This window comes from Shewanella sairae, assembly GCF_023283535.1.
Taxonomy (GTDB): Bacteria; Pseudomonadota; Gammaproteobacteria; order Enterobacterales; family Shewanellaceae; genus Shewanella; species Shewanella sairae.
This window is the reverse complement of sequence record NZ_JAKILT010000007.1, coordinates 43,563-69,002: the sequence shown is the minus strand read 5'-3', so window position 1 is coordinate 69,002 and position 25,440 is coordinate 43,563. Positions and strand designations below refer to the sequence as shown.

Here is a 25,440-nt window from a genome sequence, read left to right as displayed (position 1 = left end):
TTTCTTAAAGAGGAGTAGGTAATGCTGACCCAGCTCAACCTTGAACGCCTAAAGAATTGCGATTTAAACCTATTACTTGCTTTAGCCGTATTGCTCAATGAGGCCCATGTTTCTAATGCCGCTAAGCAGTTAGGTCTATCTCAATCTGCTATGAGTCAAATGCTGAAACGCTTGCGCTTAATGTTTGCCGACCCACTGTTGCTTAAAAGCAATAACGGTATGACGCTAACTAATAAAGCCCAAGCTATTGCGCTCGAACTGACACCATTACTCGATAAAACCGCGCGTATTTTAGAAGCTGATCATTTCAACCCCAAAACCGCTCAAGGGCGGATCCGCTTTATAATGAGCGATATCACCGCACAACTGATTATCACCCCGCTTATCGCCTTAATGAGTGAACAAGCACCTAATATTGAGCTTGAGTATATTTCCCAAAGCGGCAATGGATTTCAGCTACTCAGGCGCGGTCAAGTCGATATGGTAATCGGCTTTTATGATGATGTACCTACGCCACTATTAAGCGAAGTAATAGGTCAGGCACCTTGGCAAATGGTGACTCATAGAACCAGTAATAGCCAGCTAAGCCAATTAGATAGAGACACGATTAAATTATTACGCTACCAATTTCAAGAGCATAACCAACTGTATTCATTAGCGTCGTTAGAGCAAATCGACGCGCTAGATGCCGCCTATGCGCTCACAACAGCCTCACTAAGTGCTCTGTTGTACGCACTACAAACTAATAATACCGCTACCTTGTTACCTCATTTTGCCTTACGGATTTTACCTGAAAATGAAACCAAGGAGTTTGATTGGTTAGGCACACCGATTAACCTTGATCTCAAACTTTGTTGGGATCGTCACCATAGAAGCCCTGAGCTGCTGCAGTGGTTTAGGCGTCAGCTGACAAGACTATTACACCAACATCTACTTTTAGAAAAAGCATTATGAATTTAACCGATTTAAAAATTATTCAGCAATGTGACCTTAACTTGTTGCTCAGTTTAACCATTTTGATTGAAGAGCAAAGTGTTTCTAAAAGTGCTGAAAGACTGGATATCTCTCAGCCAGCCATGAGCCAAAACTTGAAAAAACTCCGGGCAATGTTTAATGACCCATTATTTGTTAAACATGGTCAAGGTATTAAGGCGACAAGTAAGGCCCTGCGCCTTTATCACTCATTAACAGAATGGCTCTATTTAAGCGATCGCCTGATCTCGCAAACGGCTTTTGACCCAATGGAAAGTCATGGGGTGATCCGTGTCGCCTTTATGGATGATTTAACCCAATCTATGATCCCAATGATTTTAGATAAAATCTTGTTATTGGCGCCGAATATAGAGCTGGAATTCGTGCATAAGCCTAAAGATGTGTTTTCACTATTAGAATCAGGAGAGATAGATCTTGCAGCAGCGGGAGCTGATACTCCTCCTGCCAATATACATGGACGACATATTTCCAATACAGATTATTGTGCGGCCTACAGCGTTGCTCACCCTCTGGCTAAACTTAAACACCCCACACTAGCACAAATATTTGCTTATGATACCGCTGAATATTCAGCATCTAATTTAGTTGAATTAGAAGTGAATCAACTGGCATTGCAACACCACTTACAACGTAAAATCACCTTTTCCAGCGGCTCATTCCAAGTCATGTTACAAGGCTTGCTCGCCGGTAAACACGTGGGATTTGTGCCCCAGCGAACCCTCAAGTCGCCACGATGGCAATCAAAACTAAAGGGGGTGCAGATTAAAGAGTTAATGCCATTTGATAGTACCCTATACTGGCATGCTAGAGTGCATAAAGATCCGCTAATCCAGTGGTTTAAAGACCAATGTCTAGCTATTATCAACCAGTTAAAACAACAAGCAGCCCTGACTTAAACCACTATTATTTTAACGGCGTAGACTATAACCCTCTTTGCCACTCTTGGCGTAAAGCAATACGCTCCGGTGTTGTCATTGCCGCCTCAACTTGGGCGACTAGGATAGCTTTATCTTTACCTAGTATGCCTTTAAGTACTAAATAATTAGATGCGTGATCTGAGCGAAACACGGTTTTATCTAGCTCTAGATGGGTCAACAAAGTATGCATCTCAGTAAATAACTGCGCTTGATTCGGTAACTGAAAATGCCCGTCAAAAGCGGCGTCCATACGCTCGGTACCTAAAGGCAGAGTCACCACTAAGGTCGACAAGTATTCTGGCTGGGCTGCATTCATTAATTTGGCAGAGTTTTCAGCATGCTGCTTAGATAGCTCAACGCCACCTAAACCATTTAATATCATTACTGAAGCCTTAATACCCGCGGCTTTAATTTTTTGCAGCGCCGCTAAAGAAGAGGCGTAGGTTTCACCTTTTTTAATCCGTGTAAGCACTTCATCATCGCCACTTTCACAACCGATATAAAGCAAGCTTAGACCTAACTCTCTTAAGCGCTGCAGCTGCTGTGGCGTTTTGTTATTGATATTGCGTGGTAAGCAATAACTGCTAATACGGGTCACGTTAGGTAGGTATTGTTTTATCAACAAACAGATGGCTTCTAAGCGTGCAAAAGGCAAAGTCATCGCATCACCGTCAGCCAAAAATACTCGGCTGATATGCGCATTAGAGTTAGCCACCGCCATAAGATCTTGCTCAATCTTATCGGCCTTTTGCGCTCGAAAGCGTTTTTGTGGCTCTGTGTACATGTCGCAAAAGCTACATTGATTCCAGCTGCAACCATTAGTGACTTGCAGGATCAGAGACTTCCACTCCGATGGTGGACGAAATACCGGTTCAATATAGTTAAGCACGACTCACTCCTTAATAGCGCTATATCATTTCAGCCATTATATCAGCCAATATTAAGCTTCTACTGTGTTCACTCGCAGCATATCAATGTGCGGAATGCCGTCTTCTAAATACATCTCAGACACAGGTTCAAACCCCTGCTGTTGGTAAAAACCTTTGAGGTGCTCTTGACCACCTAGCTGAATATTATGCTCAGGCCAGCGCTTGTTAGAAATAGCAATCGCCTTTTGCATCAGGGTATGAGCCACGCCACCACCACGCGCCGCTTCAGCCACAATAACGCGGCCAATACTGGCATCAGGATAACTTACACCTGGCGCTAACACGCGTGCATACGCTTGAATAACACCTTGCTCATCAACGCCTAAAAGATGCTGAGTTTGAGCATGACGATCTTTATTATCAAGCTCTGGATAGGGACAGTTTTGCTCGACCACAAACACGTCCACGCGCAGCTTCAGTAGATCGTACAACTCATTCAATGAAAGTTCAGAAAAAGACAGGGATTTCCAAAGCATAGGAAACACTCCAAAACAACTTAGTAGAGCAGCAGTCTAGCACTTCAGTATGATAAAAACAGGCGCTAAATCGTAAACCCAGTAGAGTAATTTGAATTTAGATTTAGCAACTTTAGTAATTAGGGGCTTTATCAATTAGTGACTTGCTGGCACTTGAGCGATAGGTTTACGGATAGACAACACCGAGACCACAGCCACCATCAGCAAAGCTGCCATAATAAAGAACACATCGTTATAGGCCTGCACCATAGCTTGTTGCTGCATGGTTTGCCCAAGCAAAGCTGATGCTTGTTGGCTCGCGGTGATTGGATCAGATCCCGCCGCCTGCAACATGCCCGCAGTTTGCTGTAAATATCCATTAGCAAGTGGGCTCACTGCCGGTAAGGTTTCTTTCATCTGCGCCAAATGCACTCGACCTAAGTTGTCGGTCAAAGTCGACACTAAAGCGATACCCACTGCGCCGCCGAGGTTACGCACCACATTTAGCACTGTCGACGCTGACGCATTTTCAGACTTTAGCAGTCTCGAGGTTGCCAACATACCAATGGGTACCATAATAAACGGCTGGCCAATGGCTCTAACAACCATAGAAGCAATCAATTGCGGACCGGCAAAGTCTGCTGTCATATGGCAGTTCATGTAATAACTCACGCCAAACATAAAAAAGCCAAAGCCTGCTAAATAACGATTATCAAAACGCTGCATTAGCTTGGGCATAAACGGCAAAATCAATAACTGTGGAAAGCCGAGCCACATTAACACCTCACCAATTTCTAGTGAGTTGTAATTTTGAATTTGCGACAGGTAAAGCGGCACCATATAAATCGATGAAAACAGCGCTAAGCCCAGTAAAAAATAAGCTATGGTCGATAAACTAAAGTCACGATTTGCCAGTAATCGTAAGTTGACCAATGGATCTTTTTTCTTAAATTGCAGATAAACAAAAATCGCAATATTTACCGCCGCTACAATCGCTAAGTTACGGATAAGATCTGAGCCAAACCAGTCTTTACGGTTACCCTCTTCAAGCACCACTTCTAGGCAGCCCATACCCAAAGCCATAGTCACCACACTGGTCACATCAACATTTTTAAGCTCTGGCCAATTAATTGGCTTTTTAACTAAGCCGTAAGCCAGCATCGACATCACCACCAATCCAGGCGGAACATTGATGTAAAACAGATAGTGCCAACTAAATTGCTCGGTGAGCCAGCCACCTAATGTTGGGCCAATTGATGGCGCAAAAGTCGCGGTAATGCCAAAAAGCGCCATGCCTACCGCGCGTTTACTGTCGGGTAAGTACTCTAAAATCAGCCTAAAGGCCATGGGGATGAGTGCGCCACCAAAAAAGCCCTGCATCGCCCTAAAGGCGATCATAGACTCAAGGTTCCAAGCGACCGAGCAAAGCAGTGACGCCAATATAAATATCGCGCAATTCCATAGCATATAGCGACGAATATCTAGCCCTTTACTGAGCCAGCCTGATAGTGGAATGGCGATCATCTCCGCGACTAAATAAGCCGTCGCGATCCAAGAGCCTTCCTCTAGCGTAGCCCCTAAGCCGCCTTGGATCTCTTTCATCGAGGCATTGGTGATTTGGATATCCAAAATCGCCATAAATGCACCGATAAGCCCGCCAAATACCGCTATCCAAGCGCGGCGACTGCCTGGCTCAACTTGCTCAAATGGATGCAAGGTTTCAGCATTAGCCGCAGACATTAGTATTGCGCTCTGTTAGCAACAACATCCGTGCTCAGTGCATCACTCGCTATATCAACCTTCACCAAAGCACTCAGCCCAGGAACAATTCTGCCATGCTCAAGTTGCGTGGCAGAGTCGCTATCAAGCCGGATACGCACAGGGATCCGTTGCACAATTTTGGTAAAGTTACCGGTCGCATTTTCAGCAGGTAATAAACTAAATTTAGCGCCAGAAGCGGGTGCTAAGCTATCAATTACCCCAGTAAAATGCTTGCCAGAAAAAGCATCTAGCTCAATCGCAACTGGCTGACCAGCATGCATGTGGGCAATTTGGGTTTCTTTAAAGTTAGCAGTGATCCACACAGCTTCATCTGGCACTAAGCTGTAAATAGCCTGCCCCGGCTGTACATATTGACCTTGCTGAGCACCACGTTTACCAATAATGCCGCTAAACGGCGCGGTAATTCGCGTGTCGGCGAGTTGAATTTTCGCCAATGCCAAACCCGCTTTTGCTTGCTCAACACTGGAATCCGCCTCAACTAATTGGGCCGTTAGCACTTTTAGCTCACGCTGCTTAGCAACGAGCGCCGCTTTAGCTTCATCAACATGGGCACTAGCGGACTCAAATCCAGCTTGCGCTTCATCAACCGCATCTTGCGAGCTGTAGTTTTTAACTTTTAACTTTGATGCGCGGCTTAATTGCTGCTGACTGCGAACTTGCTCTGCTTCTGCTGCCACGACACTGGCTTTAGCTTGTGAAATTAACGCCTGTTGCAAGTCAACTTGTGCATGCAATGTTTGCCCCTGTGCTTTAGCACTAGACAATGATGCTTGGCTTTGCGCGACCTTGGCCGCAAACTGACTACCTTCGAGTTGAGCCAATAACTGGCCTTGCTCAACATGCTGATTATCTGTAACAAATGTGGCCGTTACATAGCCCGGGACTTTAACGCTAATATGAGAAATATCGGCTTCTACATAGGCGTTATCTGTAGATTCAAAATTACGTACTTGGGTCCACCAGTAATAACCGCCAGCGACTAACGCAATAATAAGTACAGGAATCCCGAAATATAACTTAGTTTTTGACATGAATGACTCCTTGATTAGTGAGTCATAGTTTACTACTGTCTCAACATAGTTATTAGATAGCTAAAATATTACCCACTGTTTCACAGGTGTAACAATGATAGATCTCAACCGCATCCAAATGTTTGTTCAAGTGGTCGAACAAGGTAGCTTCACTAAGGCTGCTAATGCTTTAGGTCTGACCAAAGCCACCGTAAGCCGTAAGGTAGCTGAACTCGAAGCTGATGCCGGCGTACAGTTACTCTATCGCACGACTCGTGCACTCAAACTCACAGAAGCTGGCGCGGATTACTACCATAAAGTTAATCGCATTTTAGTGGACTTAACCAATGCCGAAGACCAGCTCAGTGCTAGGCAGCAAACCATTAAGGGGCACTTAAAAATTGTCTGCCCTATCGAAATGGGTCAGCTGTATTTCGGACGGATCTTTGCGAGATTTTTGGCGCTGTATCCAGATATCACCATTGAAGCAGAGCTAACGAATCGACAAGTGGATGTGATTGGTGAAGGCATTGATATGCTGTTTCAGATCACCGAGCAAACAGATGATCGCCTGCAAACTTACGCCTTAATTAATACGCCTAAAATATTAATGGCAAGTCCCAAATATATCGAAAAACACGGTACACCAACGACGCCAGAGCAGCTGAGCACACACCAATGTATTCGCCTCGGTTCACCCCATATCGACGGCAGCTGGACCCTGTTTAATGGCAAGCAATGGATAACAGTAGAACCCACATCTCGACTAGAAACCAACAACATTACCTTAATGCGTGAAGCCGCTATTGAAGGCCTAGGGATCGCTGCAATCCCTATGGTTATTGCCCATGATGCCCTAGAGAAACAAGAGCTGGTCACCGTCTTAAATGACTTTCCTATGAAGCAAAGCTTAGTGACTATGAGCATGCCACAGCGGGTCTATTTACCACGCCGTTACCGGGTGTTTATTGAGTTTCTCTATGAAGCACTTTTTACTAATTGGCAAAATAGAGTGTTAGATGTGCCAGACTTTATCCAGCGACCTGGCTTTGATTAGTAACTAAAAAAGGGCTCTATAAAAGAGCCCCAAAAAAGTGATGGGTTAGCCGGTTGCAGGGAGCAGCTAACCGTTACTTTTTATTCTTTACGGTCAAACACGTGGTACTTTTCAATACCGTATGAACGACCTTCTGCATGACAAGTTGCACAAGACTCTGAAGTGCCTTGACTGAACCAATCCCCAGTATGGTCAACTGGAGTATTGATTTCGCCGCCATTCGACTTCATGTGATTAAGCGCTTGGTCACTATCGTGACATGCAAAACAGTTAGCCGTTACCGGGCTTGATGCAACACCTGATTGTCCACCGTTAAAGGCTTTCGATAACATGTACTGATTAGGTACAGCATTTAGGTCGATACCTTCAGCATGACATGCAACACAGTTTTCTGCGTTTAGCTTAGTCGCCGAGTTTGGCTCACCTGATACAGCAGAGCTGCCTACACCCCAGTGCATGCTGTGAACCATAGGACCAAAGCCTGGTGCAGAGCCCTTAGAGTTACGGTCTTGGCCATTGTTGTGGCACGCCACACAACCTAAGCCACCATCGGCGTAGCTGCCATTTTTGTGGTAATTGCTTTCGTTGTTATGACAAGTGCTACAGCTATCCATAGTGACGCTATGGCGACGCTCGTAAAGCTCGCCCGACATCATATCTGAGTAACCATGCAAGGTAACACCGTCATAACTCGCATCTTCACCAAAGTTAAAGGTAATGCGTGAACTTGCCATTAACTCAGGGAAAGTCGCATCTAAGCTGGCAAAACAGACTGAAGCGGTACCGTTAACATCATATGTAGTCGTGCTAGTTCTTGCTGCACGCCCTACAATCGAACCATTATCATAACCATGCAGGTAAGCGCCTAGGTAAGACACTGTACCGTCAGCTAATAAGCTTTCAAGATTAAGCTGCTCTTCGCCTTTAAACAAAGCAATATCAGTACAGTAACCCGCATCCGTATTCATATAAGGTGCTGATACAGTAGATGAATGCTCATCACGTACCGTGGCTTTTTCAGCAACTTTCTTATGGAATAAACGCACATCGTCTGACTCACTAAAGCCACTGTATGTCATTGCAACTGCGGTCGTACCGACACCAGCAGCGTCATGACAATCGGTACACGTTTGCATAGAGTTCACTTTAGTGATCGGCTCTGCATGACAGGTGTAACAATTAGCAGGCTCAAAGTCTTTCTCAAACTTCTGATGGTTGATATGACCAATCTTTTGCATGGAGTTGCGCGCATAACCACCCTCGTCACGCACCACGTTACCGTGACACATCATACAGCCGGCAACTAAGTCAGTTTCACCGTCTGTATCTATCGCAGTATAACTAGGATGTTTGAGGCTAGATTCAGCGTAATCAACGTGACAACCATGACAGGTTGCAGTTGAGGTTGTGTGTAAACCTTCTGTTTTATCGACAATAATGTAGGCAGACTTAGCAATTTTTTCGCTGCCACCCACGGCGATGCGAATAATTCCCTCTGTACCAGCATTAACCGCAGGCATAGGTGCTAAGAACTCATAACGACCATCTTCAGTCATAGTCAGACTCGCGCCTTCGGTTTCATTCGACGCGCTACCACCCGCAATCGTCCCTTCAAAATCAGGACGGCTACGAGCAATGCCCTTGTCAGTTAACTCTGCAACTTCCGCACTTACTTTTTCAAGGCCGCTAACTAACAAGCCTTCTTCGTTAGTGACTTCAAATTCGAAACGCACTGCGCCCTCTTCAAGAGTATGGCTTAGCATTTCAACATTAGTGGTTTCGGTCACTTCAACTACCGGTGGTAGCGGACTGGTGCCATCTTCACCGTCACTACCATCTTTACCATCGCTACAGGCTGCTAGACCGAAAGCGGTTGCGACGATTAACGCCACACTGCATTTATTAAATTTTCTCATCATCACTCCATAATTTTTATTAAGTCGTGACCTTTTACTCCCCCGTCAATACCTTAAAGTTTCAACTAGGGCTTTTATGTGACTAAATTCTCAACAACATACTTCTTTAGAGGTATGACTCACATAAATAAAAAAATAAAAATTGACCAAAAACAATTTAAGATTCAATTAATTAGCGCTCGAAAATACTCTGTAGAAAAACAGCTTTATTAACAACAACTAACAAAGAAAGTAACCCAAGAAAAGGCTATCTTAATGACTAAGAATAAATCACAAATTAATGAAAAATTAAGCGACAGGCATGCGGTAAAAAGCGATAGTGACGTGAGCGTTAATATTCAGAAATAATAGGCTGTAAACCAAAGCTACTTACTGGTTATAGGGTATAAACAAAAATCCCTTAGTTACTGATTAATATAAGCTCAAGCAAGTTCGCTTACTTGAACTTATACATATTAATATTTGCTTGTGGTTATAACAGCAGCTATGCCGCCTAACCTAAGACTTCAAACTCATCATCCACCAGCTTAGCCGTACCATCATCTTGCAGTACCCAAATTTCTTTGTGGACTACGCCATGGGCTTTATTCATTTTCCAAGCCGTAGTTAATAATACAGACTTTTCATCTAGCACTTTAAACTCAGGGCTTGTGTATTCAACATCGCAATAGCCTTGATCAATCAAGTTTTGCCAAAATGCTTGAATCGCTTCGCGACCCACAAATTCGCCGAAAGGACGGGCTAACATTGGCGCATTGGCAGCATATTGCGCCGCGCACAGTGCTGCATTTTGAGTGTTAAAACCTTGCATCCAAGTGGCGCTGGCCAGCTTTACCGCATCGAGTAATTGCTGTGACATAGTGTGTACCTGTATTTAGTTATCAATTTATGCCATCAGTTTACAGCGATAATTAGCATTGATAACCTAGGTAAACTTGTAATCACTGTTCGATAATACAGAACAATAATTATAGTCTTTATTAATGCAGCGCTTGTTAATGCAGCAGATTGAATTCTCAAGGAAAAACCAGATTCTGTGCTCGCAACCAATAAGGTAACACCATGGATCATTTAAGGCATATGGCCATATTTAAACAAATCGTCGATAGCGGCTCGATAAGCGCTGCGGCCGATAAGCTTAGTCTGTCTAAATCTGTGGTCAGCCACCATTTAAAATCACTAGAGCTAGCGGTGGGTGTGCAGCTATTGCATAGAACCACTCGCAGACAACAACTCACTCCCGCAGGTAAAGATTTTTACCAGCGCTGCGGCGAATTAGCCAATATCTCTAACCTAGCGTGGCAGCAAGCTAGAGAAAGTGCCGACAAGCTAGCGGGACCAATTACAATCAGCTCACCGCACGCTTTAGTCGACAACTATATCGCGCCAACTATTGGCAAGCTATGCCAAGGCAACCCTATGATTAGGCCGAGCATTCAGGTGCAAGATCGCCGTATTGATCTGCTTGGGCAAGATATCGACCTCGCGGTGCGCGTCGGTAAGTTAGCATCGAGCAATTTAATCCAGCGGAAAGTCGGCGAGTTTCGCGATGTACTCTGTGCCAGCCCCGCTTTTATTGCGCAGCATCAACAACGAATAGCCGCCGAGCAATGGCAAGAATTAGATTACATCGCTAATTCTTGGCAGGGGCAAAATATCGAGCACCAACTACAAGCTAAAGCCAATACAGCTGAGGCAGCACTCACGCTAAGCTTTAGTGCTAATCGCTTTGCCGATACTTCATCTGCTGTGCTGTCATTAGCAAAAGCAGGCTTAGGTGTGGCCTTATTACCTGATTTTGTATTTAAGCAGCAGCCCTCACTCGTTGAACTCATAGCCACGCATCAATGTCCACTAAACAGTGTGTATGCCTTGCATGATTTTGGCCGTACACCGCCGCTGTTAATCAAAAAAACCATCGATGCGCTGCTTGAGTCTTTTCAATATCAAGCATAAACAGTAAGCCAAATGCTCTTCGCAATGGAATGAAGAGCTCTAGTTGCTGCTATTAAACAAAATTAATCGCTGCGTTTAGCATTTTTAAAGGCCTGTACCTGATTTATTTCGATAAAGCTGCTAACATTGCTGGCAATTTTTTAGGCTTAGTGAGAAAGATCAAGATGGGTAGAGCATACCAAAACAAAAAAGAATCCATGGCGAAAACGGCTGGGCAAAAAACTAGAATTTATTCTCGTTATGGGAAAGAGTTGTACGTTTGCGCCAAGAACGGTGGTTTCGATCCAGAAGGCAACCTTGCACTTCGCACCATGATTGCCAAGGCAAAGAAAGACCAAGTACCAGCACACGTTATTGAACGTGCAATTGAAAAAGCTCGTGGCGGCGGTGGTGAAGACTACGAAACAGCGCGTTATGAAGGTTTTGGTCCTGGCGGCTGTATGGTTATTGCTGACTGCTTAACTGACAACGTAAAACGTACTTTCACTGAAGTTCGCCAAGCATTCGTTAAAAACGATGCCAAGCTAGGTGGCCCAGGTACTGTTGGTCACATGTTCGATCACCAAGCGGTATTCGTATTCGCTGGCGACGACGAAGATGCAATCCTTGAAATGCTAATGATGGCTGACGTTGATGTATCTGACGTAGAGCTAGAAGATGGCATGATCAGCGTTTACGCACCGCACACAGAGTTCTTCAAAGTCAAAACTGCATTAGCAGCTGAACTACCAGAAGACACTGACTACGTTATGGAAGAAATCACTTTCTTACCACAAACAATGACAGAGCTTACAGACGCAGAAGAGATTGAGCAATTCGAGAAGTTCCTTGCTGCGCTTGAAGATTGTGATGACGTTCAGAACGTTTACCACAACGCTGAGCTACCACAGTAATTAATCGTTCTTCGATAAACGACTACTGACTTGCTCATCGCAAGTCAGTAAAAAGGCACTCATTGAGTGCCTTTTTTATTGCTCGTAAACAAGCTTATTTCTTTAGCAAATAACGCAGCATCACGCCTTGCTGGCTGATGTCTAAAACCTCGTAGCCGTGGTTCTTAGCGTCGCTTGAAAAATAATGTTATTAATCGATTACCCAAGCCACTCGTGACAAAGCTGTTCAACTATTTCTTAAGCAAGTAACGCAACATCACGCCTTGCTGGCTAATGTCTAAAACTTCATAACCGTGGTTCTTTGCATCATTAGGAATGTTATTAATAGACTGCGAGCAGTCGGTAATCACTTCCAATACTTCACCCGCTTTCAATGATTGCATCGCTTCAAGCGTGGCAACCGCTGGGTATGGACAAGGCTCACCGTAAATCTCTAAATTGTAATCAGGTACGATAGATGCAGGCATAAACTGCTCCTCAGCAAAAATCGGCTCAGGTTAATTGAGCCGAATATAGAACAAATAGAATAAATCTTATTTTTAAAACCGATCTTTAAGCTTGTGTGCTAGTCGCTAATTCTTTATTTGCAGCTAACTCTTTATTAGCCGCTAGCGCTGCAAGCTTTGCAGCCACCGCTTGCTGTTCACGCTTCTGCTTGCTAAAAAAGTGCTTTTCCCACATTAAAATCAGCACAAAAGATAAGCCCAGCAATAGATAAGTCACCGCTAAGCCACCAAGCGGCCCAAATACATCTAGCAGGTTTACCTTATCCCAGCTAGTCGCTAATGGTTCAGCCACCACGTCCCAGTAATAAGCTAATATAGTTGCACCAACGATATTACCAATACCCACCCACCAAAAGTGCACTTGACCTTCTAATGCGCGGTACATCCAGCCGGTTTCACAACCACCCGCGATAACGATACCGATACCAAACAGTAAGCCGCCAATCACCGCATTCGGGCCAGCCCATAGGGTTTTCGGTGTCATACCTAGCTGCACATAGCTATAAATGCCGATAACGCTGACTGCCATACCTAAGATAATGGCCTTAGCCATATGAGTACGACCGGTGATCCACATATCTCTAAACGCTGAGGTAAAGCAGATCTGCGCACGCTCAATCAATAGACCAAACATCATCCCCATAAACATGGCAATACCAAGCTTAGTCGAGCTTTGCATCACATACAGCGACAAGCCAATCATAGCTGCAAATACCACCCAGCCTAGGCGAAAACGGTTTTGCACTTGATTCGGATTAGGTTTAGCGATTTTTTTCAAGCCGCCTGCTTTTAGCGTGGCAGTTGAACGGAAAAACGGTAACAAGGTGATCTTAGCGCCGATATAAGTACCTGCGGCAGCAGCAAAGGCGAAGATCCACGCATGCAAGGTAAACTGCGGAATACCGGTAAAGAAAGCCGCCAAGTTACAGCCCATAGCAAGACGCGCACCAAAGCCTGCAATCATGCCGCCAATCAGTGCCTGTGCAATACGCTTTTTAGAACTCGGCATACGCAGCTTTAGGTTGTTTGCCCACAGCACCGCCGCCATACAGCCACCAAACATGCCTAAGATCATCACGCCGCCGACACGATCTAGCGGTGTGCCATTAAGGCCAATGATTTTAAAGTACTGCCAGGTTTCCGGCTCAGCGCCGAACCACTGCAATACATGGCCACCCCAGCGCGTAAATTCGCCGGTTACCGCCCAAAGTGAACCGGTAAGACCAAAAAAATAGGTCGACAATATTCCCGCCGCAATAACGGCAGCAAAAGGCGACCAGAATTTAATAAAAAACTGATTTTTAAACGTTAACCACATATTTAAAACTTACCAAGTAATATGAAACACTTAATTTAAGCGTTTAAGCTAAGCACTAGACTTATTACTAAGCTAAACCCAGTAAAACGAAACTAAGTTAAACGAAACTAAGTTAAACGAAACTAAGTTAAACGAAACCAAGTTAAGCCAAGTAATCACTCTAAACACTTATTTTATTACGCTTAAATTAAATTCTAAAACCCAAACACACACCAACAGTTAAAATAAAGCCTTAACTAGATCACTGCTAAGTTATTATTTTCAACATTAGCTAGCGTTTCATTACATAAATACAACCTTTCAGGATGGGTATATATTGTCACCCTATTTTCACGGCAAAACCCAACCAAAGTAATATTTGATTTGTGCGCGATATCAATCGCTAACGAAGTTGCTGAAGAAATTGCAAATATAATACTAATATTTGAAATGGCGGCTTTTTGCACCATCTCAAAACTGGCTCGACTGGTTAATAACAACGCAGAATGACGAGTCTCGTTATCGATATTGATATGACCAATTAATTTATCGAGTGCGACATGACGCCCCACATCTTCGAAGCAGCACATAATATCACCTTCTGCCGACAACATGGCAGCAGCATGTGTGGCACCGGTCAAATTAAATGCATTTTGATGCTTATGCAGGTTAGATAAAGCCAACTTCAAGCTATTTAGGTTGAATCTTGCAGTGTCTGTGACTTGCACAATCGGTTTAAGCGTTTGCTCTATCTGCTCTATGCCGCAAAGGCCACAACCGGTGCGCCCAGCAAGACTACGTCTATGCTGTTTAAGCTGCATAAAGCAGCGCTGCGACACCTCAATATGAACCAATACACCACTGGCTATGGTTTCAATTTCAATAGAACGGATATCGCGTACGCTTGCAATAATTGATTCAGACAAGCTAAAGCCAATGGCAAACTCTTTTAGTGCGGTTGGGCACGCCATCATCACGACATGAGAAATACCATTGTAAATCAGTGCGACTCTGACCTCTTTCGCCACCGTTTCTATTAATGACTGCTCTCTGTCATTACGAAAACACGTCACTGAAGCTTGCTCAGTTATATTATTTAAGCCACATACAAGTTCCGTCATAAAGCTGTTCCATCTCTTCAATTAAATAAGATCACACTAGGGGCGTTAATATTGCCAATATGGATAGATGTAAATAGGGCTCACATTTAGTAAACATATAAGTCGATTAATATCATTTATAAAAACACTGGTTCCCTTGAGCTATGCTGCAACTATTTGGTAAATAATGTCCCACTCTTCATCGTTATTACCGATAAATATAATTTGCACTCACAGTTAATAAAGTTTGCTGCAAGCCGCTATTGTTTAGCCAAATACAATTACCTATTATTCGCCGCAAGTGATACGGAAGAACGTCGTTTCCGGTGAAACGTCTGGATTTCAAATCCAGGTGGGGCTGCCAGCAGTCCCGGGTAGGTTCAACTCCTATGTTCTTCCGCCAAATCACTCGCTATAAAAATACTGCTATCTCTAATTACTCTCGAATTGTCTTTCTTCTTGCGCCACGTTAATCCACTGCGGTCATAAAACTCTAATAACTGAATACTGGCTTTGCGGCCAAGCTTAATGATTGCATTGAAATCAGCGGTCTTGATCTCACCACTCACCTTGATTTGATTACGAATAACATCTGCATAGAAATACAAGCTTTCGGTGAGCATAAAGCGGTCTTTAATAATCGCTGACAGATACCCCAGCTGAATAAGCTTACGGCACAGGCTGCGCACTACCGTCAGCTCAAGGTTTAGTGCTTGAGCTAAGTCTGATGACCATAACGGGCCGTTGGCGCTAAGCAGTTGCTGCTTTATCTGCGACCACAGCTGCTGCTCAGCATCCGACAGCGCTAGGTTATGCCGTGGCAGATGCAATAAGCCTCGGGTACTTTGTAGCAACTTTTGCTCTCTAAGCCCATCGGTGAGTTGCAACAATACAGGCAGTGGATATTGGTTATGAGTCATGCGCTGCAGGCGATTAATACTCAAACCTAATAGCTCAGGCGACTGCTGATGATAGTCAGCGATAAGTGCTAGCAGTTGCGCTTCAATCTGCTGCTGCAATGCACTTGATAACAGATAGCCATCGAGGCTAATCAGCTGCTCGTCTGCCAAACAGGCAGTTTGTTCAGTTAACTGATTGGCCCACATAAAAGCCGACTTTGACACGCAGTGATGATTTATTTGCACCTGCAAGCTCGCCGTAAGCGAGTCACACTGTTTAAGGTTTTCTAAGTAAGCTAAGCGCTCATCGCTGCGCTTGCCGCGGGTTGGCGGATTGATGTCTAACACTCGCAGCGCACCTAATGTGGTTTTAGCGGCGCTGTCGCGCACGACGATTCTATCTTGCTCGACACAACCAAGTGCTTGCTCACATTGCAGCTCAACTAAGGCGCTACCGTCTACCAGTTTTTGCAGCAAACCCAAGCGTGCCGTGGTGTGGCGATTACCAAGATGCACTTGCACGCTTTGCCAATGCTTAAATGGCAATACAGATTCAAATACACCACAAATGACTTTAGCTGGTTCAATTGTTACAACGGCAGGGTCAAGCGCCGTTAGCCAATCTCCGCGCTCTGCGCCGCGATGCGCATCAACGCCAGTTATATTGAGAGCCACCCGCTGACAATGATGGGCGTTATCACTTGCTCGACCTTGGCTATGTAGCGTTCTGACTTTTACCGGTTTGCGCTGACCCGATAGATACAGGTTTTGCCCTTGTTTGACGTGGCCGCTAATAACAGTTCCGGTTACCACAAGACCCGCACCTTTTACGCTAAAAGTTCGGTCAATTGCCATGCGAAAGCTTGATTGCTCGCGAGTCTGTTTAAGCTTTGCCATTTGCATTTGCGCAAGCTGAGTAATCGCATCGCTTAACTCACTAATACCAAAGCCTGTTTGCGCCGATACCACATAGATATCAGTTTGTCTTTGGTGTGTTGCTAGTAGCTCCGCCACCTCAAGCTTAACCATCTCGACACGTTCACTGTCGACTTTATCTTGCTTGGTGAGCACCACAATTAAGTGTTCAAGATTAAGTAGCTGCAAAATGGCTAAATGCTCATGAGTTTGCGGCATCACCCCATCATCACAAGCAATAATCAATAGTGCATGTTTGGCACAACTCACCCCAGCCAGCATGGTATTAATAAACTTGCTGTGACCCGGCACATCGACAAAGGCTAGGCGCTCACCATCCGTTAAATCCATAAAGGCGTAACCCAACTCGATGGTCATGCCGCGCTTTTTTTCTTCCGGTAACCGGTCGGCATCTGTGCCTGTTAGTGCTTGAATGAGGCTGGTTTTGCCGTGATCCACGTGACCTGCGGTAACAATAATCATGATGCGGCCTCCCCGGTTTTCTCCTCAAAGCCAATCTCTCTATGAAAGCCCATCTCTCTATGAAACCTAAGTAGGCTTGTTGTCAGGACTTCGATAAGCTGGCTGTCACTGTCAGTGCCGCGCAAGTCTAACCACAACTGATTAGCGGTAATTCGGCCAATAATCGGCGTGCTGGCAGCTTTAAAATGCTTATCCAGCTGCAACACAGTTAGCGAGCTGTGGCCTTTGGCTGCAGCAGGATTTACAGCAAAACATAAGGCGACAGAATCAAGCAGTACATCAGGTTGCGAGCCACTGCCCACTTGGGTTTGGCAAGCTTGAATTGTTATATCAAATATGCTGCTATCGGCTAATTGCTGCTGCAGTGTTTGTGCAAGCCGATCAAGTTCAACCAAAGGACGGGATAGCTTTCTAAAAATAGGTAACTGGCTATCTAGCGTTTGTGGATTACGGTACTGCATCAAGGTCGCTTCAAGCGCAGCCAAAGTCATTTTATCGCAGCGCAGTGCGCGCTTTAGTGGGTGCGCTTGTAGCTTAGCAATCAGCTCCGCATCACCAACTACTAAACCTGCTTGCGGTCCGCCGAGCAGTTTATCGCCAGAAAAACTCACCAGATTAACGCCGTCTTTTAGCATCTGCTGCGGCATTGGCTCTTTTGATAAACCAAAGCGCGACAGATCCGTCAGCGCGCCGCTGCCAAGATCGGAGATCAGTGCAATGCCCTGCTCTTTACATAAAGCCGCAAGCTCAGCTTCTTCGGTGACTTTTGTAAAACCACTAATATGATAATTACTGGTATGCACCTTCATAATTGCCGCGGTGTTTTCAGTAATCGCGGCGGCGTAATCTTTAAGATGAGTGCGGTTAGTGCAGCCCACTTCCACCAGCTTGCAACCCGCCTGCGCCATAATATCGGGGATCCGAAATGCGCCGCCAATCTCCACCAGCTCACCACGGGAAACTATCACCTCTTTACCGGAGGCGGTCGCTGCCAGCATCAGTAAAACTGCGGCGGCGTTGTTATTGACGATGCAGCAACTGTCTGCACCCGTTAGCTCATGGATAAGTGTTGAAATTGCGCTGTCACGGTGGCCACGTTTACCTTGGCCCATATCGAACTCAAGTGGCACAGGGCTGCGCATCACTTGGGTAACCGCATCGATTGCGGCCTCACACATCTGCGAGCGCCCTAGGTTGGTGTGCAATATGGTGCCGGTTAAGTTAATCACTGGGCTCATACTTTGACGCTGGGCTTTGCTAATACGGCTGGCTAACTCGGTTGTAATATTGCTTATATCTAAGCACCAGCTTGGCAAGCTTTGTCGCTCAGCGATCTGCTGACGCGCATCTTTAAGCATTTGCGCCAATAAGGATTTAATCCAAAGCTTACCCTGCTGGTCGATAAAACCTATCACTTGAGGTATCAGCAGCAAGCTGTCCATTGCAGGTAAACAACGGTATAGGGCTTGAGTGGAGTTGATAGCTTGAGTCATAGGTCTTCGTCTAGTTGTTGGAATCATTTTGAATCGATTTAATAAAAGAGCCGCAGCGAAATGCGGCTCTTGCTTACTAATAAACTTAAAAGTTGCTTACAGCTGGCTAGTGGATATCACCGACTTTAGGCTGAGGCTCGGACTCCATAGGCTCTTGCTCATGAGCAAGTAGCAGCGGATTCACCGTGGTAGCACTGTATCCTTGCTCAACTAAATGGCTGTCCATCACTAAGGTCGCCAAGTCGTCGGCTGCTACTTCTAGTCTTGGGTTGATGTCGGTAAAGAACATCTTGGTATACCCCTTACAGGTGTCGCAGCTTTCTACCCGAATAGCGGCATTAGTTTCGGTTTCAGCCCACAAAAGTACGCCCTTGCTTTCGCCGCATGAGGTGCACTCGGCGCGCACTTCATGCCACTCGGTTTCACACAAGCTGCAATGCAAGTAGCGCAGGCCAACACGTGGTTCTTCCTTGATAACGCTCCCCACTGGGTGACTGCCACACACTGGGCATAAACGCTTATGCGCCTCACCTTTATCAGCCAAATTTTGTGCAACATCAACCGCCCAATGTGACCAGTACACTGACAGCGCCGCCCAAATAAACAGGCTGTACTGCGCAGGCACTTCGGCAAAGCGACCGCCAAGCATCGACTGGGCGTAACCTTGCAGTACATCAGCTTCCGCTTTAGCCAGTTCCTTTAGTACCACATGCAAGTCAGTACTGACTTTAGGCATAAGCTCACTAATCAGCTCCAGCAATACCGACTGCCAATAATTGCCCCATTCAAAATGCTGCTGCGCCATCGGCTGGTTTTGGCTTAGATCTAACTTTGGCTGAGGGCCAAAGCAGCTCTTTGCCGCCTCACCGTAAAGTGCCGCTACCTTTTCTTGGGCGCCAACTAACTGCTCAAGCAAACCAAAGTATTCTGTTAATCCAGACTCTTCGGCGAGCTCTGCAAGTCGCTTAGCGCGAAATTGATAAACGGCTTTTGGGTCAGCTGCGATCACGGTTTTAATGTCCAATGACTGACCAGGGATCTTTTCAGCGTCGAGTATTGCTGTGCTCATAATTAGTGTTTTTCCTGCTTATTAGTCTTTAATTCAGGATCGTTTAGCATGTTAGGGTGGTGCTTCTTGCACCAAGCCCGCGACACATAGCCGTACAACATGCCTGCAACCGATCCTTCTACCCACGTTGCCATCCAAAAGTGCACAATCACGAAGATCAACATGATCACTGCACAGATTGCGTGGATCAAAATGGCCCACTGAATAGCAATTGCTTCAAAGTAAGGGGCAAAGTAAGGCTGCCACATCATGATGCCGGTAATCGTCAATGCGATTGAGGTCACCACGAAGGTACGGAACAGCACTTTTTGACCTGGGTTGTAATGGCCGATAGCGGGGATCTTGTCCTCGTTTTCGAACATTACGTCCTTGATAGCTAACATCCATGTCAGGTCGTTCTTTTCCCACTTGTTATGGTGGTAATAGCGAACTAGCATCACCATTAACGGCAGACACATCATCAAGCCGGCAATTGGGTGAACAAAGCGCGCCATTTGTGGCGTACCTGCAATCGATCCCAACCATTGAAATGATGGGAAGAAGAAAGCAAAGCCGGTGAGGAATGTCACCAAACCTGTAGCAACCACAAACCAGTGACAGATGCGGTCGAACAACTTATGGCGCAAAATCATATTCTGCTTATGCATGAGCGTTACTCCTTATCTGACTTATCTGAGTGAGTGTGGTCGAACTGCGCAGGCTCGTCCTCTTCAACAAGGTTACGACCCACAGTAATGCGGTGTAAGCAAGCAACAGCAACTGTTGCCATGATGCCCGCCGCACCCAATGGTTTAACCACGTCTTGCCATAACTTAACTGGCACACTCGTTTTCGGATCCGCTGGTAAGCCATAGTCTTGCGGCTTATTAATGTCATGCAAAATCATGATCATGCCTGTACCACCCACACCTTCTGGGTTGTATAGACCGGCATTAACATAGCCACGCTTACGCAGTTCTTTAATCCGTAAGTCGGCAATAAACAGCATGTCTTCACGGGTGCCGTACTTCAGTGCGCCTGTAATACAAGACTTCACACAAGCTGGCTCTTGGCCTACTTGGATCCGGTCTGAACACATGGTGCACTTGTAAGCTTTTTGATCGATAGGGTCGAGTCTTGGTACGTCGAACGGACAAGCCGACACGCAGTAACCACAACCTGTACACTTATCTGAATCAAAATCCACCACACCGTTTGCACGCTGCACAATGGCACCTTTAGTCGAACAAGCGGTTAAACAGGCTGGATCGTCACAATGCATACATGCGCTATGGGCGAAACGCCAATTTAGCTTGTTATCTCGCTCAACTTCTTGGTACTTCATCAATGTCCAACACTCAGAAGACAGGTCCATTGGGTTCTGGTAAGAACCTTGGAAACTACCCACTGGTGCACGCAGATCGTTCCATTCAGAACACGATACCTGACACGCTTTACAGCCATTACACTTAGTGGCGTCGAATAACTTAGCCACCTTACTTAACTTACGTCGTACCTGCGCTGCAGGAGTGAGCTCTGATGTGCCAGAGCTTAAAATGATATCTTGAGCAGACATGATTAAACTCCCTCAGCCTTAGCGATATCCACTAGGAACGCTTTAAATTCAGGTACCTGGGTATTCGCATCGCCCACTTCAGTGGTCAGTACGTTACAGCTATAACTTCTGCGCGTAAGACCGTTATGGCCACCATGACGTGGTAAGCCCACAGTGTGTACCATCTGGCCGTGAACTTTCAGTGGCTGCAGACGCTTAGTGACTAATGCTTTAGTTAACAAGCTACCGCGCTTAGAACTCACCTTGACCCAATCGCCATTAGCAATGCCTTTCTTCTCTGCAAGAATTTCGTCTAATTCAACGAAAGTTTCCGGCATAGAAATCGCTGCTAAACGACAATGAATCGTCCAGAAGTTAAAGTGCTCGGTTAGCGAGTAAGTGGTACACACATATGGGAATTCAGTATGTGAACCCAATGTCTCTTCCACGCCCTCTAACAAACGTACCGCAGGGTTACTAATCACATTAGGGTGTAATGGGTTAGTTCCAATTGGTGACTCCATCGGCTCGTAATGCTCAGGGAACGGACCTTCTGCCAGTAGTTTTAGCGAGAAGAAACGACCCACACCTTCAGGCTGCATAATGAACGGATGCGCCGACTCTTTTGGTGGTAACGTCATATTGAAGTCACCCACATCGATGCCGTGCCACTTACCGTGATTCCACTCAACGATTACACGTTTTGGATCCCATGGCTTACCGTTAACGTCACACGATGCGCGGTTATACAGTACGCGGCGGTTTTGTGGCCAAGAGAACGCCCAACCAGGAGTGATACCTTTACCTGACGTATCAGAGTTATCACGACGTGCCATCATGTTGCCGTCTTCGGTCCAACTACCAGAGTAGATCCAGCAACCACATGACGTACTGCCGTCATCTTTTAACTGACTAAAGCTATCAAGCTGCTTACCGGTTTTAAGATCGATACCGTTAAGCTCTTTCGCCACTTCTTCGCCGTGTGGGAAGTATGGATTGTGGTAACCAGCCCAGTTAACCGCTTCAATCGGCTCAGGCAATACACCACCTTCAGCTTTATAAAGCTCACGCAGCTTCATCAAAATGCCCGATAGGATCTCTGCATCTGGCTTAGATTCGCCTGGCGGATTAGCGCCTTTCCAGTGCCACTGCATCCAGCGACCTGAGTTAACAATACAGCCTTCTTCTTCAGCAAATAGTGTTGTCGGTAGACGGAACACTTCTGTTTGAATTTCGCTTGGTTGTACATCGTTAAACTCACCGGCTTTTTGCCAGAATACTGAGGTTTCTGTCGCTAACGGATCCATCACCACTAGGTACTTCAGCTTGCATAATGCCGCTAAAGTCTTGTTACGGTTTGGCATAGAGTTAATCGCGTTAACCCCTTGCACGAAATAACCGTTAACTTGGCCCTTGTACATCATGTCGATGTGCTTGGTGAAGTCGTACTGTAAGTCCCACTTAGGTAACCAGTCATAACCAAAGTTATTAGCCGCAGTTGCGTTCTCACCCCAGAAACTCTTCATCTGTGAGATAAAGAACTTAGGATAGTTAGACCAATAGTTTGTTTGGCCAGGACGTAATGCCTTAGGCGTATAGTTTTCTAAATATGTGCTTAAATCTGTATCGTTATCATTTGGTAGCTTTAAGTAACCCGGCAGGTTCTGACATAGCAGACCCATGTCGGTTGCGCCCTGTACGTTTGAGTGACCACGTAGTGCGTTAACACCACCACCCAATACGCCGATATTACCCAGTAGCAACTGCACTAATGCCATAGAACGGATGTTCTGTGCGCCTTTAGTGTGGTGGGTCCAGCCCAATGCATACATGAAGGTCGCCGCTTTATCATGAACGTGGGTGCTACCAATTAGCGCACAAACTTTTTCATAATCTTCAACTGGCGTACCGGTAATATTGCTTACGGTTTCAAAGTCGTAACGGTCAACGTGATGCTTTAATAAGTTCCACACACAACGTGGGTGCTCATAAGTTTCATCGACTTTGGCATAACCATCTTCATCTAATTCGTAGTACCAAGAATCCTTGTCGTAAGTACGACTCTTGTCATCAAAACCACTAAATAGGCCTTCATTGAATTCGAAATCTTCACGAATGATGTAACTCGCGTTGGTGTACGCTTTGACATACTCGTAGTTAACTTGTTTAGTCTCAATGAGGTATCGACTTAGACCTAAAAGGAATGCGATATCAGTACCACTGCGAAGTGGTGCATAGCAGTCAGCTAATGCTGCACTGCGGTTAAAGCGTGGATCCACAACCACCAACTTGGCGTTATTATGTTCCATAGCTTCCGTTACCCAACCGAAACCGACAGGATGTGCTTCAGCGGCATTACCGCCCATGATCACCACGACATTAGAGTTCTTAATATCGATCCAGTGGTTGGTCATGGCACCGCGCCCAAATGTTGGAGCAAGACTTGCTACCGTTGGGGAGTGTCAGTTACGCGCAATAGTATCGATGGCCACTAGGCCAAGAGAACGAGCAAACTTGTGAGTGATAAAACCACCTTCGTTTGGTTGTGCAGATGAAGTCATCATGCCGGTACTCAACCAACGGTTTACTGTGGTGCCATCGCTATTTTTTTCAATAAAGTTTTCATCGCGGTCGTCTTTCATCAGACGGGCGATACGACTAAATGCGTCGTTCCAACTGATACGCTTCCACTCGTTAGTGCCTGGCTCGCGTACTTCAGGGAAATGGTTACGGTTAGGGCTATTTACATAGTCGACTAGACCGGCACCTTTAGGACACAATGCGCCGCGGTTAACCGGATGGTCAGCGTCGCCTTCAATGTGGAAAATCGCTTTTTCAGCGTTTTTACCGTTGCTGCCATGGCTGTACATCAACAAGCCACAACCCACTGAGCAATAACAGCAGTTATTGCGGGTTTCTTTTGCTTTCAACAACTTATACTCACGAGGCGCAGCCATCGCAGTGCCGGGCATTAATCCCAACGCTGATATTGCCGATGTGGTCGCTCCGCAGGCACACAGTTTAAAAAACTGTCGTCTGTCCATATCACCCTCACACAATTAGTATTGCTACACTGACCGACTATCTCATCTTCGGCACGTAGTTTTGGTTTTTGTCGTTAAAGCGCTTTTGCTTTGTACCGTGCGATTACCCACAAGCTAAACAAAGGCTAATCAACGCAAAATGATTATCCCCAAAGTCAGCTATACGCACAATTAATAACACATGACGAGCATCACACTAAATCATGAATGAAACTTAAAACCAAACAAAACAGCAAATGCAAAATTAAAAACCAAAATAAACAAACTAAAGCACAGTAAGCAGAATTAAAACCCAAGAACAACCAACTAAAGCCACTAAGACAAAAAGACCCACACAATTAAGACATATTGTCGCAAAAAACAGTCTTTTTAATTGTTAAATCTATTCAACAAAACAACAAAGCAGCCATAATGAAGTGGCTTAGCAGTGAGTGCTGTAGCAGGTTTCAATATACTTTTTTTGTAACAACACCAATATGGAGGCCAAATAATCATTGAAGAGCTATAGCCCCAAAAAGCTCAGTTAGACAATATGGCACAGCAAAAAGCCACCTATTATCTGTATCTATTACGCTAGCGCTTAAAAACGGCAGCATTTGCCGTTGTCGTTTGCTGCAGCAATCTAACTAGCTTGGCCAACAACTGGATGAATTTTAACCGCAAAGCGACCAAAATGACTTATTGCGCCATTTTGACCAAGCTTACTTATATAAAAAAGTGAGAGGAATATCTTGATAGGAACGCGCTAAAGAATAAGCGCTTTTCAGTTAACCCTATGACTTATTGCTTGGTAGTCCACATAGATCTTTCTTGCCAAAAAGTCGATAACGATGCTTTGCCAGTAAGTTGTAAGCACCATCTCGTAGTCCTTTAGGCAAAATACCGACATATTTAATAACTGCCGCCATACCAGTAAAAGATTTGGCAATTTCAATCACAGCGTCACTGCGTAAATAGTAGCGCTGCTGTTTAAGCAAAATCACGCTATCGAGGGCGATATCAACAAGCTGATGCTTAGCCAGTAACAGCTTGCCCTCTGGCGACTGCAACGCCACAAAGCGAAAGCTAGCATTAGGAGCATGCCGCACAATAAAGCTCACAGCGCCATCACATAGGTTGCATACGCCATCGAAGATCACCACAGCAGTTTGTTCAGTATTCTTTTGCAAGCCAGCTTCTCCTCAACACTATT

At 45.4% G+C, this 25,440-nt stretch carries 21 protein-coding genes and 1 tRNA gene; 6 read left to right on the top strand and 16 right to left on the bottom strand.

Annotated elements, in window-relative coordinates; all coding sequences use genetic code 11:
• The first annotated feature begins 21 nt into the window (after positions 1-21).
• Together L2748_RS04420 and L2748_RS04415 are read left to right on the top strand one after the other, a co-directional pair.
• Positions 22-954 (top strand): LysR family transcriptional regulator, encoded by a 933-nt coding sequence (locus tag L2748_RS04420; protein WP_220780491.1) that lies wholly within the window; start codon positions 22-24, stop codon positions 952-954.
• Positions 951-1,889: a LysR family transcriptional regulator gene (locus L2748_RS04415; protein WP_220780490.1), complete on the top strand. Its 939-nt coding sequence runs from the start codon at positions 951-953 to the stop codon at positions 1,887-1,889. Before L2748_RS04420 ends, L2748_RS04415 begins: the two co-directional genes overlap by 4 nt.
• A 25-nt stretch (positions 1,890-1,914) precedes the next feature.
• Here the strand turns inward: L2748_RS04415 and L2748_RS04410 are convergent, their stop codons facing one another.
• The 4 genes from L2748_RS04410 to L2748_RS04395 form a co-directional block, all read right to left on the bottom strand.
• Positions 1,915-2,799, bottom strand: coding sequence for a radical SAM protein (locus L2748_RS04410; RefSeq protein ID WP_220780489.1), 885 nt, complete (start codon positions 2,797-2,799; stop codon positions 1,915-1,917).
• A 51-nt stretch (positions 2,800-2,850) separates the two neighbouring features.
• Positions 2,851-3,315 carry a GNAT family N-acetyltransferase gene (locus tag L2748_RS04405; protein ID WP_220780488.1) on the bottom strand — a complete coding sequence of 155 codons (465 nt, stop codon included), beginning with the start codon at positions 3,313-3,315 and terminating at the stop codon, positions 2,851-2,853.
• A gap of 135 nt (positions 3,316-3,450) precedes the next feature.
• Positions 3,451-5,034 (bottom strand): DHA2 family efflux MFS transporter permease subunit, encoded by a 1,584-nt coding sequence (locus L2748_RS04400; RefSeq protein ID WP_220780487.1) that lies wholly within the window; start codon positions 5,032-5,034, stop codon positions 3,451-3,453.
• The gene (locus L2748_RS04395) at positions 5,034-6,107 is read right to left on the bottom strand and encodes an HlyD family secretion protein (RefSeq protein ID WP_220780486.1); all 1,074 of its coding nucleotides are present in this window, start codon (positions 6,105-6,107) and stop codon (positions 5,034-5,036) included. Before L2748_RS04395 ends, L2748_RS04400 begins: the two co-directional genes overlap by 1 nt.
• 94 nt (positions 6,108-6,201) lie before the next feature.
• Between L2748_RS04395 and L2748_RS04390 the strand changes: the two genes are divergently transcribed.
• Positions 6,202-7,143 (top strand): LysR family transcriptional regulator, encoded by a 942-nt coding sequence (locus L2748_RS04390; protein ID WP_220780485.1) that lies wholly within the window; start codon positions 6,202-6,204, stop codon positions 7,141-7,143.
• A gap of 80 nt (positions 7,144-7,223) precedes the next feature.
• Here L2748_RS04390 and L2748_RS04385 read toward each other — a convergent pair whose 3' ends face one another.
• Positions 7,224-9,059, bottom strand: a complete 1,836-nt coding sequence (locus L2748_RS04385) for a multiheme c-type cytochrome (RefSeq protein ID WP_220780484.1) — start codon at positions 9,057-9,059, stop codon at positions 7,224-7,226.
• A 493-nt stretch (positions 9,060-9,552) separates the two neighbouring features.
• Positions 9,553-9,918, bottom strand: coding sequence for an isochorismatase (locus tag L2748_RS04380; protein WP_220782045.1), 366 nt, complete (start codon positions 9,916-9,918; stop codon positions 9,553-9,555).
• Between the two features lie 221 nt (positions 9,919-10,139).
• Between L2748_RS04380 and L2748_RS04375 the strand changes: the two genes are divergently transcribed.
• Together L2748_RS04375 and L2748_RS04370 are read left to right on the top strand one after the other, a co-directional pair.
• Entirely contained in the window at positions 10,140-11,015 is an 876-nt protein-coding gene (locus L2748_RS04375) for a LysR family transcriptional regulator (RefSeq protein WP_220782044.1), read from the top strand.
• Positions 11,016-11,179: 164 nt separating this feature from the next.
• Positions 11,180-11,908, top strand: a complete 729-nt coding sequence (locus L2748_RS04370; protein WP_220782043.1) for a YebC/PmpR family DNA-binding transcriptional regulator — start codon at positions 11,180-11,182, stop codon at positions 11,906-11,908.
• Positions 11,909-12,138: 230 nt separating this feature from the next.
• Here L2748_RS04370 and yedF read toward each other — a convergent pair whose 3' ends face one another.
• From yedF to fdhD, 3 genes are all read right to left on the bottom strand, one after another.
• Entirely contained in the window at positions 12,139-12,375 is a 237-nt protein-coding gene (yedF, locus tag L2748_RS04365) for a sulfurtransferase-like selenium metabolism protein YedF (RefSeq protein ID WP_012153712.1), read from the bottom strand.
• An 85-nt stretch (positions 12,376-12,460) separates the two neighbouring features.
• Positions 12,461-13,732, bottom strand: a complete 1,272-nt coding sequence (gene yedE, locus L2748_RS04360) for a selenium metabolism membrane protein YedE/FdhT (RefSeq protein ID WP_220782042.1) — start codon at positions 13,730-13,732, stop codon at positions 12,461-12,463.
• A 236-nt stretch (positions 13,733-13,968) separates the two neighbouring features.
• A complete protein-coding gene (gene fdhD, locus L2748_RS04355; RefSeq protein ID WP_220782041.1) occupies positions 13,969-14,832 on the bottom strand; it encodes a formate dehydrogenase accessory sulfurtransferase FdhD in 864 nt (287 codons plus the stop codon).
• A gap of 287 nt (positions 14,833-15,119) precedes the next feature.
• Between fdhD and L2748_RS04350 the strand changes: the two genes are divergently transcribed.
• Positions 15,120-15,214 (top strand) — tRNA-Sec (locus L2748_RS04350).
• Here the strand turns inward: L2748_RS04350 and selB are convergent.
• From selB to L2748_RS04315, 7 genes are all read right to left on the bottom strand, one after another.
• Positions 15,192-17,108, bottom strand: a complete 1,917-nt coding sequence (gene selB / locus L2748_RS04345; RefSeq protein ID WP_220782040.1) for a selenocysteine-specific translation elongation factor — start codon at positions 17,106-17,108, stop codon at positions 15,192-15,194. The genes L2748_RS04350 and selB overlap by 23 nt on opposite strands.
• Complete coding sequence (gene selA / locus L2748_RS04340) at positions 17,105-18,601, bottom strand: L-seryl-tRNA(Sec) selenium transferase (RefSeq protein ID WP_220782039.1); 1,497 nt, start codon at positions 18,599-18,601, stop codon at positions 17,105-17,107. The genes selB and selA overlap by 4 nt, the downstream gene beginning before the upstream one ends.
• 106 nt (positions 18,602-18,707) lie before the next feature.
• On the bottom strand, positions 18,708-19,670 hold the full coding sequence (gene fdhE, locus L2748_RS04335) for a formate dehydrogenase accessory protein FdhE (RefSeq protein ID WP_220782038.1): 963 nt from the start codon (positions 19,668-19,670) through the stop codon (positions 18,708-18,710).
• Positions 19,671-19,672: 2 nt separating this feature from the next.
• Positions 19,673-20,317: a formate dehydrogenase subunit gamma gene (locus L2748_RS04330; protein ID WP_220782037.1), complete on the bottom strand. Its 645-nt coding sequence runs from the start codon at positions 20,315-20,317 to the stop codon at positions 19,673-19,675.
• Between the two features lie 5 nt (positions 20,318-20,322).
• Positions 20,323-21,225, bottom strand: a complete 903-nt coding sequence (gene fdxH, locus L2748_RS04325; RefSeq protein WP_220782036.1) for a formate dehydrogenase subunit beta — start codon at positions 21,223-21,225, stop codon at positions 20,323-20,325.
• 2 nt (positions 21,226-21,227) lie between these two features.
• A complete protein-coding gene (gene fdnG, locus L2748_RS04320; RefSeq protein WP_220782035.1) occupies positions 21,228-24,248 on the bottom strand; it encodes a formate dehydrogenase-N subunit alpha in 3,021 nt (1,006 codons plus the stop codon).
• A gap of 773 nt (positions 24,249-25,021) precedes the next feature.
• Entirely contained in the window at positions 25,022-25,417 is a 396-nt protein-coding gene (locus L2748_RS04315) for a thiol-disulfide oxidoreductase DCC family protein (protein ID WP_220782034.1), read from the bottom strand.
• Between the last annotated feature and the right edge of the window lie 23 nt (positions 25,418-25,440).